A 14572-nucleotide genomic window follows, 5' to 3' on the forward strand; every position below is an offset into this window, starting at 1 on the left:
TCCCTCTGGCAGCTTAGCGTTGCGCCAGCGCCGCCCCCGGTATCCAGATGCCGTGGAACCCCTCATGGATGCGGCATGGAAACTTGATCGTCGCGACCGGCCCGGCGCCCAGGTCGCGCGCATCCAGGATCACCAGGTCGGTCCGGTTCTGCGCGCGCCTTCCAACGACCGACAGCAGCCAGCCATCGCCTTCCTCGGCATCCAGGCTGCGCGGCACGAAAACCGGCTCCTCGGGAGACGAATCGGGTCCGGCATAAAAGAAGTCGAGCGCGCCGGTCTGCGCATCGAAATGGCCGAGACAGGTGAAAGGCGGCCCCTTTGGCCCGCGCGGAAGCATCGGGCCGAGTTCGGGGTTGCTGGTGCCGAACCAGAAATGCCGCGTGCGCCGGGTCAGGTATCGCAGGTCGACCATCGGCATCTCGCCGATATGCCCCCACATCCGTTGAATCGCGATTTCGCCCTCGTTCGAAGCGAGGTCGATCGTCCAGCGCTCGGCAAAGGGTGGCTTCTCCTTGTTGTCGGCATCGTTGATGTCGGGGAATTGCGAGAGCCAGCCGGTCTCGGTGATGAAATGCTCGAGGTTGAGCATGTCGCCCTCTTCCCAGGCATTGAACGTATGCGTTTCCATCACGGGCTTCGGCGCAGTGAACCAGCGCACGCTCTGCGCGCCCCCGGGCGCACGCGGCACTACGCCCACCATCGTAGGCAGGGTGTCATCCCAGTGGAAAAAGGCTTCGCCTTTCTTCACGCGTTCCCAGTCACAGACCATCGGGCAGATCGTGAAGATCGCATAATGTTCGGACAGCAGGAAATCGTGGACCATCGAGGGATAGGGCGCCTGGAATTGCTCGGTGCGCGTCAGCTCGCCGGATTCCGCGATGTAATAGATTTCGATATTGGTGTCGGCGACGCCCTTGGTGAAATAGCCATAAGAGACCATTTCGCCCGTACGGGGATCGATCTTGGCGTGCGCGGTGAAGGTCTCGCTTTCCAGCGCGCCGTTGAAATCATAGGTCCCGAGCGTATCGAGCGTATCGGGATCGATCAGCATCGGCCGCGCGGCTTCCTTGGTGGCGAGCAGCTTGCCGGCGTGGAAGATGACGGAGGTATTGGCGGTCGAGCGGTCCTTGCCGGAAACGCTGGGATCGTCGGTGAAGGGATTGCGATAGGCGCCGAACAGGGCACGGCGCGCGGCGCGCTCGAGCAGCAATTTTTCGGTCTTCACATAGCGCGTGGAAAGGTCGGCGCGGCCGTTCCGGATGCGCACCTTGTGCAGCATGCCGTCGCCGTTGAGGAAGAGGTCGCTGGCATATTTCGGCGGAAAGGCGTGGTCCGCGCTGTTGCGGATATAGGCGCCGTCCAGTTCGGGGGGGATCGTGCCGATAACCTCCAGATCATACGTATCGCTCTCGATCCGCACCGGCGCGGCATAGCCGGTGAAGACCGGCGTGTCGGGCCAGGCGGACTGCGGCATCGCCGGCTCGGCGGACATCGCGCGGTCGGGCGTCATCGACAGGCTCCTTGAGATGGTTTGCGGCATGGATCGCGAGCGGTCACGGCTCGGCTCCCGTATCGGCGGCGAAACCCGCGGCGGAAACGCCGGCGAGCGCCGCGGCCTCGTCATTATCGGCGGTATCGCCGCTCACCCCGACCGCACCGGTTACCGCGCCATCCGCGCCGCGGATCAATATGCCGCCTGGAACCGGCAGAATGCCGCCCGATACGATGGCGGGCAGGCTCGCGTAAAAAGCCGGCGCCGCCTGCGCGCGGCGAGCGATCTCGCGACCGCCCATCCCCATCCCGATGCACCCCGCCGCCTTGGCGCGGGCGATCGCCACGCGATACGATGCGGCATGCTCGGAGCGCATTACCACCAGGTCGTGCCCCCCTGTATCGAGCACAACGGCGCAGAGCGGCGCAAGGCCGCGCTCGCCGCCTTCGCGAAGCGTAGCCTGGGCGATCAGCGATGCCGTTTCCAGAGTGAGCATCCCCCCGGCGCTCCCAATCAGGCCGCCGCCCGGGCGGCGCGCAGCACGTCCGGAAGCTCAGCACCGTCAAGTTCTACAATCCGCTCGGGAAAGGCGTGCAAGCGCTCGGTCGCCTCTTCTCCAATCAGGAAATTATCGCAGATCCAGTGCATCCCGTCTTCATCCGCGAATGTCGGGTGGCATGACACGACCATGTTAGCCGCCAGCCGCATCGGCTCGTCGAAGCGCACCAGAGGGCGTTCGACCATGTCATAGCCCATCGAGTGGCAATGGAGCCGGTCCTCGGGCGGGCGGCCGTGATCGCTCATGAAGGCGTTATATTCGTTCCAGATCTCCGCACAATCGGCGCCCGGGCGCAGGCGATCGAGCATGAACCGCCGCGCCTGGAGCACGAATTCGAACTGGCGATGCTGCGCGTCGGTCGCGCGGCCCAGGATCGCGGTGCGCCCCAGCTCGCAATAATAGCCGCCGGGCCCGCTGCTCTCGATCAGCAGGGAAACGGCGTCGCCCGCCCCCACCACGCGATTCTGGTAATGCCGGTTGGCGAAATGCACTGCGCGGCCGTCAGGGGCCGAGGCGCACATATATAGCCCCTGCTCGCTGCCCTCGGCCAGGCTCGGCGCTTCGGCGGCGGCAGTGATGTCGCGGTCGCGAATGCCGGGCGCAATGGCTGCAAAGGCAGCGGACATCGCGCGATCCTGCATCGCCGCGGTTCCGCGGAGGAAGTGGATCTCCTCATCGCTCTTGATCGCCTTGATCCGATCGACCAGGTCCGAGGCGTCGACGAAATTCGCCCGGGGCATTTCCCGCCGAAGCGCTTCGATCAGGCTGTATGGAAGCGTGGACAGTCCGACCATGCCGATCGTCCCGCCCGCATAAGGCGCGAGCGCGCGGCAGGTCAGCTCGGCCTCATAAGCATGGGCATAGCCGGATGTCGCATAGCTCGGGCAGGTCATCACTCGCGCCACGCCGCGCCGCATGCCATCGCCCTCGAGCGGGAGCGTCACATCATGGCCGAAGCCCCCTTGCCCGATCAGCACCATCCCTGCGTCGCGCGGGAATATCACGCTGGCGAAATAGCCCTGGGTGGCGGGCAGATCGGTGAACCATTTCACGTAACCGCCCATGAAATCGTTGCTGGCCTGCATGATCAGCACGTCGATGCGAGCAGCCTCCATCGCGCTGCGCACCGCGGTCCAGCGGCGTTCGAGTTCGGCATCGGAAACGGGAGCGTTGAGGCGTTCACTGAGCATGTTGGAGAGCTTTCGAAAGTTCGACACGGTTGAGCAATGCGTCCGCGCCGCCCGCCAGGAAACGGCGCAAATTGGACTCCGCCAGCGCCAGCATGTCCTGGGCGTAGCCGTCGTGCAGCCCGCCGACATGCGGCGTCACGATCACCCTGGGGTGCGACCACAAGGGATCGCCGGGCGGCAGCGGTTCATGCTCGAACACATCGAGCGCGGCGCCGGCGAGTTGACCATTGTCGAGCGCTTCTACCAAGGCGGCTTCATCCAGAACGCCGCCGCGAGCCAAATTGATGACGAAGCCGCCGGGCTTCATCGCAGCAAGGGCGCGTGCTTCGATCAGCCGGTGCGTCGAGGCCGAATAGGGTGCGAGCAGCACGAGATGGTCCACGCCGGACAGCGCCGATGCCATGTCGCCGCGGGCGCGCACTTCATCGAACGACTCGAGGGGTCGCGGCGTGGCGGTGATCCCTACCACGCGCATTCCCAGCGCCCGGCATCGCGGCGCGAGCGCTTCGGCGATCGCGCCCAGGCCGACGATCCCCACCGTCTTGCCCGACAGCAGGGCGGCGGGGAACCGATCCCAGACCCGCGCCTCCTGATTGCGCAAATGGCGCGGCAGTCCGCGTGCGAGCGCCAGCATCGCGCCCAGCGCCGCTTCGGACATCTGCCGCCCATGCAGCCCATGTGCGTTGGTCAGGGTCACGTCGCGCCCGGCAAGATGCTCCGCGACATTGTCCGTACCCGTGGTGATCAGCTGCACCCACCGCAGCCGGGGCATGGCGTCCAGGATTTCCGCCGACTCGCCGGCGAGATGGGGTCCCAGCGTGATGAGCACTTCCGCCGCCGCGAGGAATGGCCGCGCTTCTTCGATCGATGCTGCACCGCGCACCGCGACCCCGGATATGTCCGCCAGCGCATCGAAGCGCAAAACGCTCCGCTCGGGCTCTCGGAGGTATACCAGGACTTCGGTCACGCAATGCATCCCTAAAAGCGATCATGATCGAAATAAGGCGTATTTGGTGGGCCGTCAAGCCGCAAACGGCGTTGTCAGGGCGCTTGGCCGCATCTATAGGCGCGTCGTGGCCAGCAACGCCGAACCCCCAGCGCCTCCGGGCAGAGGCACAGGCCGCCGGGCCGCGAACAAGGCGGACAAATTGCGGCGGATCACGCTCGCGGCGCGCGAGCTGTTCCTAGAAAAGGGTTTTGACGGCACGACGATGCGCGACATCTCGGCGCGCGGCGGCGTCGGCTTCGGCACCTTGTTCGATTATGCCAGCAACAAGCGCGACTTGCTGTTCCTGATCTTCAACCCCGAACTCGAACAGGTTCTCGACGAAAGCCTGGCGGCGGCCGCGAACGAGGACAATCTGGTCGACAAGCTGATGGCGTTGTTCAGCGGCTATTACGCGCTTTATGCTCGCGAACGGGCGATCTCGCGCGCGGTGCTGCGCGAACTGACTTTCTTCAGCGAAGGCAGCGAGGCGCAGAAGTTCATCGACCACCGCAGCCGCTTCCTGAGTGCGGTCACCCGTCTGGTGGAGGAAGCAATCGACGCAAAGACGCTGCGCGCGAGCGAGCCCGAACTGATCGCCCGCATCATATTCGGGCTTTTCGCCTGGGAAGTGCGCCGCTGGCTGGCGCAGGACGCAGTCTCGGTCGCGCGCGGCCTTTCCGATCTGCGGCGCCTTATCGAATTGCAGATCGCCGGTTTCAGCCCGTTCGGCGCGGCGCGCTGACGGGACCCGCTGGATCGGCGAGCGCCGGGAGGACCACGAACCGCGCCATTACCAGCCCCACCACCGCGCCATAGATCAGGTTGAAGATCAGGAACCCGAGGCGCGTCAGCGGCAGCACGTCCAGCGCCGCCACCACGGCAAGCCCGCCGGGCACCAGCAGCACGATTGCCAGCGCGCCCAGCGCCAGCGCGCGGAGCGGCAGGCTGCGTGGAATCAGGCGCATCGCCCCGCGCTCCTCCGCCGGCCAGTCGAGCGCGGGCAAGGCGCCCTTGCGCACCCGGGCGCGGACGATCATCGTCAGCACGAGCGTCATGATCAGCGTGGCAAGCCCCGCCGCCGGGATCATCGACCCGATGATGCCGTCGGCGCCGAACAGCATCTGCGGAGGGCTGACCCCGAGCGACCAGATGATGCCGGCGGGCACCAGGCTGTTGATCGCGATACTGACCAGGGTCTCGTTACGAACGGCCTGGCGATGTTCGGGTCCGATGCTCATGCTACAGCCTCTCCGCAAAGCGATCATGATCTGACACGGCGCGGGAAACCGGGTCAAGCTGGGATCCGCCCGGAAGCATCGCATCGAGATGCGTACGCAGCCGGGCGCGCAATTGCGCCACGCCGTCCGCGGTCCAGCTGTCATAAAAGCCCTTCCCCGCCGCCACCCCTGTTTGCCCCGCTCCTATTCGCCGCGCCAGCTCAGGCGACGCCTCGGTCGCCCGGCTCAGGGTGGGCAGCACGACCTGATGGATCTGCGCCGTGAGTTCGAGGCCGACGAGATCGGCATTCTCGAGCGGACCGAGGACGGGGAGCCGCATCCCGAAGCTGCGCTTGACGATATGATCGACATCTTCGGGCGAACAGACGCCCTCTTCGACGAGCGCGATCGCCTCTCGCCACAAGGCATGCTGCAATCGATTGCCCGGCACCACATCGCGCCGGACGTGAACGGGTTCCTTGCCGGCGGCAGCGAGCATCTCCATCGCCGCATCGACGGTCGCGAGGTTCGTGCGTGGACCCTGAATCACTTCTACCAGCGGAATCACATCAGGCGGGTTCCAGAAATGCGTGCCGACGCAGCGCGCGGCATCCGCATCGCCGAGCATTGCCGTGATCGCCCCCACCGGAATCACCGACGAGTTCGTTGCGAGGATCGCGGGGCCGCCGGCCGCCGCCAACTCGGCGAAGATCCCCTGCTTGATTTCGAGCCGTTCCGACGCCGCCTCGATCACCAGATCGGCATCGCGCGCGGCTTCGCCCAGCGAGGCCAGGGCAGTGGTGCCGCCAACCTGGTGGCGCAACGCTGCGAGGGCGTCAGCATTGGTATCGAACACCGAGACCGCAGCTCCCGCGCGCGTAAGCAGCCGCGCGAGCCCCGTCCCCATCAGGCCCGCACCGATCAACGCCACGCGCATCGTCAGATCCGCGTCCGGTCGCGGCCCTTGAGCGCGAGCATCGCGCGGGCCTCGTCCGGAGTCGCTGGCTCGATCCCGAGTTCGCCAAGGATACGGACGATCTTTGCCACCTGCTCGGCATTCGACGCCGCCAGCTTGCCGCGCCCGATAAACAGGCTGTCTTCCAGCCCGACGCGGACATTGCCGCCCAGCATCGCCGCCTGCGTGATCAGCGGCATCTGATATTTGCCCGCCGCCAGCGCGGACCAGACATAATCCTTGCCGAACAATCTGTCCGCGGTGCGGCGCATGAAGATCACATTGTCCGGATCCGCACCGATCCCGCCCAATATGCCGAACACGCTCTGGATGAAGAAGGGCGGCTTCGCCACGCCCTTGTCGGCGAAATAGGCCAGATTGTAGAGATGGCCGATATCATAGCATTCATGCTCGAAGCGGGTGCCGTGATCGGCGAGCAGGGCGTAGTTCCGCGCGATGTCGGCAAAGGTGTTTCGGAAGATGAATTTCTCGCTGTCGAGGATGTATTGATCCTCCCACGGAAACTTCCAGTCGGTGATCTTGCGGCCCATGTCGTGGAACGAGAAGTTCATCGATCCCATATTGAGCGAGCACATCTCGGGGCTGAAGGCGAGCGCCGCGGCCAGCCGGTCCTCCGGGCTCATGCTCGGGCTACCGCCGGTGGTGAGGTTGATCACCGCGTCGGTCGCCTGGTGGATCACCGGCAGGAAACGGCGGTACACTTCGGGATCGCCCGTCGGCGCGCCGGTCTCGGGATCGCGTGCGTGCAAGTGGAGGATCGCCGCGCCCGCCTCCGCGGCGGCGATCGCCTGATCCGCGATGGCCTGTGGCGTATAGGGAAGCGCCGCCGACAGAGTCGGCGTGTGGATGCCGCCGGTGACCGCGCAGGTGATGATGACCTTGCTCATCCCGCGGTATATCCGCCATCGGCATAGACGATGTGGCCAGTGTGGAAGTCCGAGGCCCGCGAGCAGAGGAACAGCAAAGGTCCCGCCAGGTCCTCGGGTTCGCCGAGCCGTCCGGCGGGCACGCGCGCCAGGAAACCTTCGCGCACTGCGACGGCCTTTTCATCATCGGCAAACATCCAGGCGGTGAGCGGCGAGCGGAATACCGTGGGTGCGATGGCATTCACGGTGATGCCGAACTTGCCCCATTCGCAGCCCAGCGCCTTGGTCATTCCATCGACCGCCGATTTGGAAGTGCAATAAGCCGAATAGCCCGCCGGATGCCCCAGCTTGCCCCGCGCCGAGGAGGTGAACACCACCTTGCCGCCTGTCCCCTGCGCGATCATCTGCCTGCCCGCCGCGCGCGCCATCAGCCATGCGCCATGCACATTCGCCAGCATGACTCTCTGGAAGCGCTCCGGCGTAAGCTCGGTGACCGGAGCGACATCGTTGACACCGGAGGCGATCACGAGAATGTCGATAGCGCCATAAGCGGCGAGAGCCGCCGCGACGATCGTGTCGCAATCGGCTTCGCTATTGGGACGGCGCGCAACCTGCGTAGCGGCGATGCCCGCCGCCGCGAGTTCGTCCCCCAGCGCCGCCAGGTCGTTGCCGCTGCCCGCAGCGATGGTCAGCTTGGCGCCGGCATTGCCAAGGGTCGCGCACGCCACTTTGCCGAACGCGCCCGTCGCGCCCACGACCACCGCGGACTTGCCCGCCACGTCGAACAATGCCGAGGTGTTGATGACGGGCAGCGTCACGACGCGGCGGCCGGATAGGGCATGACAACGATCATGCTGGCGCGCGCATCGCCGGTGTTGCGCACTTCGCGCGCTTCTCCCCCGGGGATGAAGCAACTGTCGAGCCTGCCCAGCGTCGTAGCGCCGCCGTCGCCCAGCGTCACCGTCACTTCGCCCTCGATCACTACATAGATCTTCCCCAGCGGCCCTGCGTCCATATCCGCGCCGCCGCCCGGCTCGATATGGCTGAGCCCCGCCCAGGCGAAGTCTGCCGCGCTCGCCTCGAAGCCCTGGAGCCTCAGCGCGGTGCAGCCATGGTGCAGCGGCGGGAAATATTCCCGCGCGTCGGCGATCCGGGTCACGTCCATGTTATTCGCCGGCCCCCGTTTCGATGCGGTAATCGCCGGATGGATCGACGATCGCGACCAGCCGGACGATGCAGCCGTCTCCCTTGGTCCAGCGCCACGGGAATGCGGCAAAAGTCACGCGCTTGCCGGTGACCTTGTCGATGTCGCCGCCGACATTCTCGAATCCGCAAATGCCCGCCGAGAGGATCGCGTTATGACAAGGCTCCCATTCGGGGAAATCCTCGATCACGCGGCGCCCGGTCTCCTGGAAATACTCCTCGTTGATCGAGGGGATCAGGCCGTGGGGAGCGCCCGTGCCGTGCGGGCCGATCGCGGTTCCCAGCGGGTGGTCCAGCGCCTGGGTGTCCGAGCCGCACATCTTGACCTTGCGCTTGACGAACCACTCGCCGGCTTCCTTGTAGAATCCCGGCGAATAGGCATAATAATGGCGGTTATCGCCGTAATATTTGTGCCAGCCGGTGTTGACGATGACGATGTCGCCCTCGCGGATTTGCGGGCGCGCATTCTCCAGATCCTCCGCCGTGATGACTTCCCATTTCTTCTTCGGGATCGACACGACGACACCGGTTCCGAAAAAATAGGGAAGCGGCACTTCGTCCATGAACGGCGTGCCGGGAACGACGTGCGCCGGGGCATCGATATGCGTGCCCGAATGCATGACCGTGGTGATCTTCTGCGTCAGCACCCCGGACCGGGCCATGTTGTGCAGCCGCTCGATCTTGACGTCCTCGAAATAGGGCCAGCACGGCTGCCCCAACCCCCAGGGATGCGACAGGTCGAAGAATTGCAGTCCCATCGCATTATCGAGATTCGATTCCCCAAAGCCCGGGAAATTAGGGTCGCGCCAATCCATCGCATCGCTCTCCATGTACTGTAATACGGTACACATGTCCCGACTGACGGTAATAGTCAATAGCTACGCGTTGGTTGGGAAAAGCTGGACTTCCTCAGCATTTTCGTGACATCTGCACCGCATGATGGACGAATCAAGCAGCATTGCGGATAAAAACGGCGTTCAGGTGATTGCCCGAGCAGCGGCGATCCTGCGCGCGCTGGAGGCGAATCCGGAGGGGCTGAGCCTGGGCGAACTCGCCAAGCAGCTAGGCATGGCGCGATCGACCGTCCAGCGCTTGGTGGGGGCGCTCGCGGAAGAGCAGTTGCTGATGAGCGCGGGCCCTCGCTCGGGCGTGACTCTCGGTCCCGCGCTTATCCGGATCGCCGCCGCGGCCAATGTGGATACCGATCGGATCGCGCGGCCGATCCTCCAGGCACTGTCGCGGCGGCTCACCGAAACCGTCGATCTTTCGACTCTGCGCGGACGCAGCGCGGTGTTCGTCGATCAGGTGGTCGGATCCTCGCGGCTTACTGCGCTGTCAGCGGTCGGCGAGGCGTTTCCGCTGCATAACACCGCCAACGGCAAGGCGCTGCTCGCGATCACCAATCCCGAGCGCGCGCGGACGCTGATGAAGGAAAGCGTCGCGCGCTACGAGCCCGGTCCGCGCAAGGACCTGACCAAGCTGGCGGCCGAGATCGACGAGGTCCGCGAAGCGCAGCTGGCTTTCGACCTGGAGGAGCATTCGGAGGGAATTTGCGCGGTCGGCGCGGCGTTCCTCGATTCGATGGGGCGCGAATTCGCGATTTCGGTCCCGGTTCCGACTGCGCGCTTTGCAGCCAAGCGCGCGGCGATCGAAGAGCAGCTGCTCCTCAGCCGCGACGAGATCGTCAAGGCGATCCCGGGTGCGCGCGCGACGCGCGCCCACTGAGTTCCGAAGGAATCGAGCGATGAACCAGGCCGAAATCCGCATGTTCGAGCGGCGTAATCCGATAACCGGCGCGGTCGCCAGCCGCGCGCAGGCGATGGACGTGGCGCAGGCATGCGATGCCGCCGACCGCGCCAATGCGGCCTTCGAGGGCTGGTCCGCGCTCGGGCCGAACGCCCGCCGCACGATGCTGACTGGGGCCGCCGATGCGCTGGCCGGGCGCGCCGACGATCTGGTGGCGGCGATGGCAGACGAGATCGGCGCGACCGCCGGCTGGGCGCGCTTCAATATCGCGCTCGCGGTAGGAATGATTCGCGAGGCTGCTGCGATCACCACCCAGATCGGCGGAGAAGTGATTCCCTCCGACAAGCCCGGCTGCCTGGCAATGGCCATCCGCGAACCGGTGGGCGTCATTCTGGGCATCGCGCCGTGGAACGCGCCGGTGATCCTGGGCGTGCGCGCGATCGCGACGGCGCTCGCTTGCGGCAATTGCGTGGTGTTCAAGGCGTCGGAAGTCTGCCCGCGCACCCACGCCATCATCGCCGAAAGCTTCGCGGCCGCCCTTCCCACGGGCGTGGTCGGGCTCGTCACCAACGCGGCCGAGGACGCCGCCGACATTGTCGGGGCGCTGATCGATCATACGGCGATCCGGCGGATCAATTTCACTGGATCGACGGCGGTGGGCCGGATCATCGCCATTCGCGCGGCGCAGAATTTGAAGCCGGTCCTGCTCGAATTGGGCGGCAAGGCCCCGCTGATCGTGCTCGAGGACGCCGATCTCGACGAAGCGGTGAAGGCCGCGGCATTCGGCGCGTTCATGAACCAGGGCCAGATCTGCATGTCGACCGAGCGGATCATCGTGGTCGATGCGGTCGCGGACGAATTCGTCGCGAAGTTCGGCGCCAAGGTCTCCAATATGGCGGTAGGCGACCCCCGGCTGGGGCAGACCCCTCTCGGCGCGGTCGTCGACGCCAAGACGGTGAGCCATGTTCGAAGCCTGATCGACGACGCCCTTTCCGCGGGCGCCGAGCTGGTCAGCGGCGGTGAAGCCAATGGCGTGCTGATGCCGGCGCATGTGGTGGATCGCGTGACGCCATCGATGAAGCTGTTCCGCGACGAGAGTTTCGGCCCGGTGGTGGCGGTTACCCGCGCCCGCGATGAGGAGCACGCAATGGTGCTGGCCAACGACACCGAATATGGGCTGTCCGCGGCGATCTTCACGCGCGACATCGCGCGCGGCTTACGGCTCGCCCGCCGCATCAAATCGGGCATCTGCCATATCAACGGGCCTACGGTTCACGACGAAGCGCAGATGCCGTTCGGCGGCGTGAAGGGATCGGGCTATGGCCGCTTCGGGGGCAAGGCAGGCGTGGACGCCTTTACCGAATTGCGGTGGATCACGGTCGAAACCCAGCCGGGCCATTATCCGATCTAGGGTGTGTACTAACGTGGAAGCGGCGCCAGCCCATCCCCCGCCCGGCCACCCGCAGGCCAGGCTGGATGGGTGGTTGGGCGGCGGAGCGGGCTGATGCCGTCGAACGGAAAAGTTCTGGCGGAGACGGAGGGATTCGAACCCTCGGTACGGTTTCCCGTACGACGCTTTAGCAAAGCGTTGGTTTCAGCCACTCACCCACGTCTCCGCAAGAGGCCACGAAGCGGGGGCTATAGCGGCGGCTTCCCGCGCTATCAACCGCAAGAAACCCCCGGGCGCGAAATCGACTCGGGTCGTCGTGTGTTCATTGCGGGGTCAGCCGCGCGGGCATAGCCTCGCGGCCAAGATCAGGGTGCGGGGAATTGGCGATGCGCGTGCGCAGACGGATATTGTGGACGATGGCGGCCTTGCTGGGATTGGGCGCTGTGCCCGCAGCCGCGCAGATGACCACGATCGACCCGAATACGGCGATCGATTCGGACCTCAACACGCCGCCGCCGGTGCAGGATTCCCCCCCGCCCGAGGATTATCGCCCCTCCCCCGCTACCCAGGATGCGCCCCCGCCGTCCCAGCCGCGAGTCGCCGCCGATGCGCGCGCCCAGGCCGACGCTCGCGTCCAGGCTCCCAATACCTTCGCCAATGAAGAACTGGTCGTCGCGGCGGAGGGCGTGTTCGGCAAGGGCGCATCGGGGCTTGCCGGGATTATCGAGAACATACTGAAGGACCAGGGCAGCCCCAATGCCTATATCGCCGGCAGCGAAGGCGCGGCGGCGATCGGCGTCGGGCTTCGCTATGGCAAGGGCGCGTTGTTCCACAAGGTCGAGGGCGAGCGGAAGATCTACTGGACCGGCCCCTCGATCGGCTTCGACCTGGGCGGGGATGCGAGCAAGGTCTTCGTTCTCGTCTACAATCTCTACGACAGCCAGGATCTCTACAAGCGCTTCCCCGCCGGCGAGGGCCGCGCCTATTTCGTGGGGGGCTTCTCCGCCAGCTATATGCGCCGGGGCAATATCGTGCTGATCCCGGTGCGCCTGGGCGTCGGCTGGCGGCTGGGCGTCAATGCGGGCTATATGAAGTTCACCGAGAAGCGGCGGATCGTTCCGTTTTAAGCGCTATTCGGCAAAGGCTGCCAGGTTCGCCAATGTCGAGCGCAAGCCCGCCAGATGGTCCTTCTTGCGGATGCCGACCGGAACGTCTGCGCATGTAACGGTCACGCGGGTTCCTTGGGGAACGGGATCGAAGCGCCAGGTGATCGTCATCACGCCCTCCAGCGATGGGTCGTCCGACTCGAACGCCGCCCGCTGGACGATTCGCATGTCGGGCTCCAGTCCCACGAATTCGCCCTCGATCCTGTCGGTATCCGCCTCACTCTTGCCGCGGCCCGAGCCCTTGTCGTCATAGGCCAACGCCATCCGATAGGCGCCGCCCGGCCGCGGATCGAATGCCTCGATCCGGCCGGTCATGCCCTTGGGCGGAAGCCATGCGGCCAAAGCCATGGGGTCGATGAAGGCGGCGTAAAGCCTGGCGGGGGACGCGACGATAATCCGATAGGCCGAATCGGTCCGCTTCGCGACGCTGGTCACCCGAACTCGACGCTCTCGAAGCGCACCGGCGCGCCGATCGCCGCATCGGCCAGCGCCCCATCCCACATCACTCGGTTGCCCCGGATGATCGTGCCGACCGGCTTGCCCGTGAGCGCCATTCCCGTGAACGGCGACCAGCCGCAGCGCGACGCCAGCCAGCTCTCCTCGATCGTCCAGCGCGCCTTCAGGTCGACAACGGTGAAATCGGCGTCATAGCCGATGGCGATCCGACCCTTGCCCGCGATCCCGAAGATGCGCTGCGGCCCCGCGCTGGTCAGGTCGATCAGCCGCTGGAGCGTCAGCCGACCCTGGGCGGCATGATCGAGCATCAGCGGCAGCAGCGTCTGCACTCCCGGCATGCCGCTTGGGGAGTCGGGATAGGGCCGCGCCTTCTCTTCGATCGTGTGCGGCGCATGGTCCGAGCCGAGCACATCGGGCACCCCCTGGCGCAGCCACTCCCACAGTCCGTCCCGGTGCGCGCCCGATCGGATCGGCGGGTTCATCTGGGCATGGGTGCCGAGGCGTGGATAGGCTTCCTCGCCTGCCAGCGTCAGGTGCTGCGGAGTGAGTTCGCAGGTCGCGATATCCTTGTTCGCGCCCAGCAATTCGAGTTCGGCCGGCGTGGTCACATGCAGCACATGGATCCGCCGCCGGGCGGCGCGCGCCAGGCCCAGGATGCGCCGCGTCGCAAGAATCGCGCTCTCGTCGTCGCGCCACACCGGGTGGCTCGCCGGATCGCCCGCGATGCGCTCGCCCAGGCGCTCCTGCATGCGAAACTCGTCCTCGGCATGGATCGCCACGCGGCGATGCCCCGATGCGAGGACCCGCGCCAGATTGGCGTCGTCTGAGACCAGCAGGTCGCCCGTCGAGGCGCCCATGAAGATCTTGACCCCCGCCGTGCCCGGCAGCCGCTCGAGTTCGGCCAGTTCCGCGGCATTGTTGTTGGTCGCGCCGACATAGAATGCGTGGTCGCACCACATCCGCCCCTTGGCGCGGGCAAGCTTGTCGGCCACTGCCTCCGCGGTGTCGGTATTGGGCTTGGTGTTGGGCATTTCGAACACCGCGGTGACTCCGCCGAGCACCGCGGCGCGGCTGCCGCTTTCCAGATCCTCCTTGGCCTCGAGCCCCGGCTCGCGAAAATGGACCTGGCTGTCGATCACGCCGGGGAGAATGTCGAGACCCGCGCAGTCGATCGTCTCGCCGGCATCGCCGACCGCGCCGCCAGGATTTCCCAGCGCGACGATGCGCCCGCCGGTCACGCCCACATCCACGCGCGCCGGGCCGCCCGGCAGATGCACGGTCCCGCCCGTCAGCTTTAGATCCACGTTCATGCGGCCGCCCTCT

At 66.0% G+C, this 14572-nt stretch carries 16 protein-coding genes and 1 tRNA gene; 4 read left to right on the top strand and 13 right to left on the bottom strand.

What is annotated here, in order from left to right; translation table 11 throughout:
* Window positions 1-13: 13 nt before the first annotated feature.
* Genes VF617_RS03570 through VF617_RS03585 form a run of 4 tightly spaced genes read right to left on the bottom strand, consistent with a single transcriptional unit; the run spans window position 14 to window position 4208 of the window.
* A complete protein-coding gene (locus VF617_RS03570; RefSeq protein WP_331013490.1) occupies window positions 14-1510 on the bottom strand; it encodes a carotenoid oxygenase family protein in 1497 nt (498 codons plus the stop codon).
* Window positions 1511-1553: 43 nt separating this feature from the next.
* Window positions 1554-1988 (bottom strand): GlcG/HbpS family heme-binding protein, encoded by a 435-nt coding sequence (locus VF617_RS03575; RefSeq protein WP_331013491.1) that lies wholly within the window; start codon window positions 1986-1988, stop codon window positions 1554-1556.
* A gap of 17 nt (window positions 1989-2005) precedes the next feature.
* Entirely contained in the window at window positions 2006-3241 is a 1236-nt protein-coding gene (locus VF617_RS03580; protein WP_331013492.1) for a M24 family metallopeptidase, read from the bottom strand.
* Window positions 3231-4208 (bottom strand): D-2-hydroxyacid dehydrogenase, encoded by a 978-nt coding sequence (locus tag VF617_RS03585; RefSeq protein WP_331013493.1) that lies wholly within the window; start codon window positions 4206-4208, stop codon window positions 3231-3233. Before VF617_RS03585 ends, VF617_RS03580 begins: the two co-directional genes overlap by 11 nt.
* A gap of 106 nt (window positions 4209-4314) precedes the next feature.
* Here VF617_RS03585 and VF617_RS03590 point away from each other — a divergent pair, with 106 nt between their 5' ends.
* Window positions 4315-4971: a TetR/AcrR family transcriptional regulator gene (locus VF617_RS03590; protein WP_331013494.1), complete on the top strand. Its 657-nt coding sequence runs from the start codon at window positions 4315-4317 to the stop codon at window positions 4969-4971.
* On the opposite strand, the gene VF617_RS03595 is transcribed toward VF617_RS03590, so the two are convergent.
* The 6 genes from VF617_RS03595 to VF617_RS03620 are packed head-to-tail and all read right to left on the bottom strand — an operon-like array spanning window position 4946 to window position 9342.
* Window positions 4946-5467, bottom strand: a complete 522-nt coding sequence (locus VF617_RS03595) for a hypothetical protein (RefSeq protein WP_331013495.1) — start codon at window positions 5465-5467, stop codon at window positions 4946-4948. The two genes, VF617_RS03590 and VF617_RS03595, sit on opposite strands and share 26 nt — an antisense overlap.
* A 1-nt stretch (window position 5468) precedes the next feature.
* Window positions 5469-6383, bottom strand: coding sequence for a 3-hydroxyacyl-CoA dehydrogenase family protein (locus tag VF617_RS03600; protein WP_331013496.1), 915 nt, complete (start codon window positions 6381-6383; stop codon window positions 5469-5471).
* Window positions 6384-6385: 2 nt separating this feature from the next.
* Entirely contained in the window at window positions 6386-7309 is a 924-nt protein-coding gene (locus tag VF617_RS03605) for a 3-keto-5-aminohexanoate cleavage protein (protein ID WP_331013497.1), read from the bottom strand.
* Window positions 7306-8106 carry an SDR family NAD(P)-dependent oxidoreductase gene (locus VF617_RS03610; RefSeq protein ID WP_331013498.1) on the bottom strand — a complete coding sequence of 267 codons (801 nt, stop codon included), beginning with the start codon at window positions 8104-8106 and terminating at the stop codon, window positions 7306-7308. The genes VF617_RS03605 and VF617_RS03610 overlap by 4 nt, the downstream gene beginning before the upstream one ends.
* Window positions 8103-8453, bottom strand: a complete 351-nt coding sequence (locus VF617_RS03615; protein WP_331013499.1) for a cupin domain-containing protein — start codon at window positions 8451-8453, stop codon at window positions 8103-8105. Before VF617_RS03615 ends, VF617_RS03610 begins: the two co-directional genes overlap by 4 nt.
* A 1-nt stretch (window position 8454) precedes the next feature.
* The gene (locus VF617_RS03620; RefSeq protein WP_331013500.1) at window positions 8455-9342 is read right to left on the bottom strand and encodes a cyclase family protein; all 888 of its coding nucleotides are present in this window, start codon (window positions 9340-9342) and stop codon (window positions 8455-8457) included.
* A gap of 88 nt (window positions 9343-9430) precedes the next feature.
* On the opposite strand from VF617_RS03620, the gene VF617_RS03625 reads away from it, so the two are divergent.
* Window positions 9431-10216 (top strand): IclR family transcriptional regulator, encoded by a 786-nt coding sequence (locus VF617_RS03625; RefSeq protein ID WP_331013501.1) that lies wholly within the window; start codon window positions 9431-9433, stop codon window positions 10214-10216.
* A 19-nt stretch (window positions 10217-10235) separates the two neighbouring features.
* Window positions 10236-11648 carry an aldehyde dehydrogenase gene (locus VF617_RS03630; RefSeq protein ID WP_331013502.1) on the top strand — a complete coding sequence of 471 codons (1413 nt, stop codon included), beginning with the start codon at window positions 10236-10238 and terminating at the stop codon, window positions 11646-11648.
* Between the two features lie 115 nt (window positions 11649-11763).
* Here VF617_RS03630 and VF617_RS03635 read toward each other — a convergent pair.
* Window positions 11764-11853: transfer RNA gene (locus VF617_RS03635), tRNA-Ser, on the bottom strand.
* A 160-nt stretch (window positions 11854-12013) separates the two neighbouring features.
* Here VF617_RS03635 and VF617_RS03640 point away from each other — a divergent pair.
* Entirely contained in the window at window positions 12014-12754 is a 741-nt protein-coding gene (locus VF617_RS03640) for a DUF1134 domain-containing protein (RefSeq protein WP_331013503.1), read from the top strand.
* A 3-nt stretch (window positions 12755-12757) separates the two neighbouring features.
* On the opposite strand, the gene VF617_RS03645 is transcribed toward VF617_RS03640, so the two are convergent.
* Window positions 12758-13228, bottom strand: a complete 471-nt coding sequence (locus tag VF617_RS03645) for an SRPBCC domain-containing protein (RefSeq protein WP_331013504.1) — start codon at window positions 13226-13228, stop codon at window positions 12758-12760.
* Window positions 13225-14559: a dihydroorotase gene (locus VF617_RS03650; protein WP_331013505.1), complete on the bottom strand. Its 1335-nt coding sequence runs from the start codon at window positions 14557-14559 to the stop codon at window positions 13225-13227. The genes VF617_RS03645 and VF617_RS03650 overlap by 4 nt, the downstream gene beginning before the upstream one ends.
* Window positions 14560-14572: the final 13 nt, after the last annotated feature.

Source organism: Sphingomonas sp. (genome assembly GCF_036388215.1).
Lineage (GTDB): Bacteria > Pseudomonadota > Alphaproteobacteria > Sphingomonadales > Sphingomonadaceae > Sphingomonas.

Coding starts and splice junctions, on each gene's coding strand:
- VF617_RS03630 (WP_331013502.1), top strand. CDS start 10,236: ATGAACCAGGCCGAAATCCGCATGTTCGAGCGGCGTAATCCGATAACC.
- VF617_RS03620 (WP_331013500.1), bottom strand. CDS start 9,342: ATGTGTACCGTATTACAGTACATGGAGAGCGATGCGATGGATTGGCGC.
- VF617_RS03650 (WP_331013505.1), bottom strand. CDS start 14,559: ATGAACGTGGATCTAAAGCTGACGGGCGGGACCGTGCATCTGCCGGGC.
- VF617_RS03615 (WP_331013499.1), bottom strand. CDS start 8,453: ATGGACGTGACCCGGATCGCCGACGCGCGGGAATATTTCCCGCCGCTG.
- VF617_RS03600 (WP_331013496.1), bottom strand. CDS start 6,383: ATGCGCGTGGCGTTGATCGGTGCGGGCCTGATGGGGACGGGGCTCGCG.
- VF617_RS03625 (WP_331013501.1), top strand. CDS start 9,431: ATGGACGAATCAAGCAGCATTGCGGATAAAAACGGCGTTCAGGTGATT.
- VF617_RS03605 (WP_331013497.1), bottom strand. CDS start 7,309: ATGAGCAAGGTCATCATCACCTGCGCGGTCACCGGCGGCATCCACACG.
- VF617_RS03570 (WP_331013490.1), bottom strand. CDS start 1,510: ATGACGCCCGACCGCGCGATGTCCGCCGAGCCGGCGATGCCGCAGTCC.
- VF617_RS03595 (WP_331013495.1), bottom strand. CDS start 5,467: ATGAGCATCGGACCCGAACATCGCCAGGCCGTTCGTAACGAGACCCTG.
- VF617_RS03575 (WP_331013491.1), bottom strand. CDS start 1,988: ATGCTCACTCTGGAAACGGCATCGCTGATCGCCCAGGCTACGCTTCGC.
- VF617_RS03640 (WP_331013503.1), top strand. CDS start 12,014: ATGCGCGTGCGCAGACGGATATTGTGGACGATGGCGGCCTTGCTGGGA.
- VF617_RS03580 (WP_331013492.1), bottom strand. CDS start 3,241: ATGCTCAGTGAACGCCTCAACGCTCCCGTTTCCGATGCCGAACTCGAA.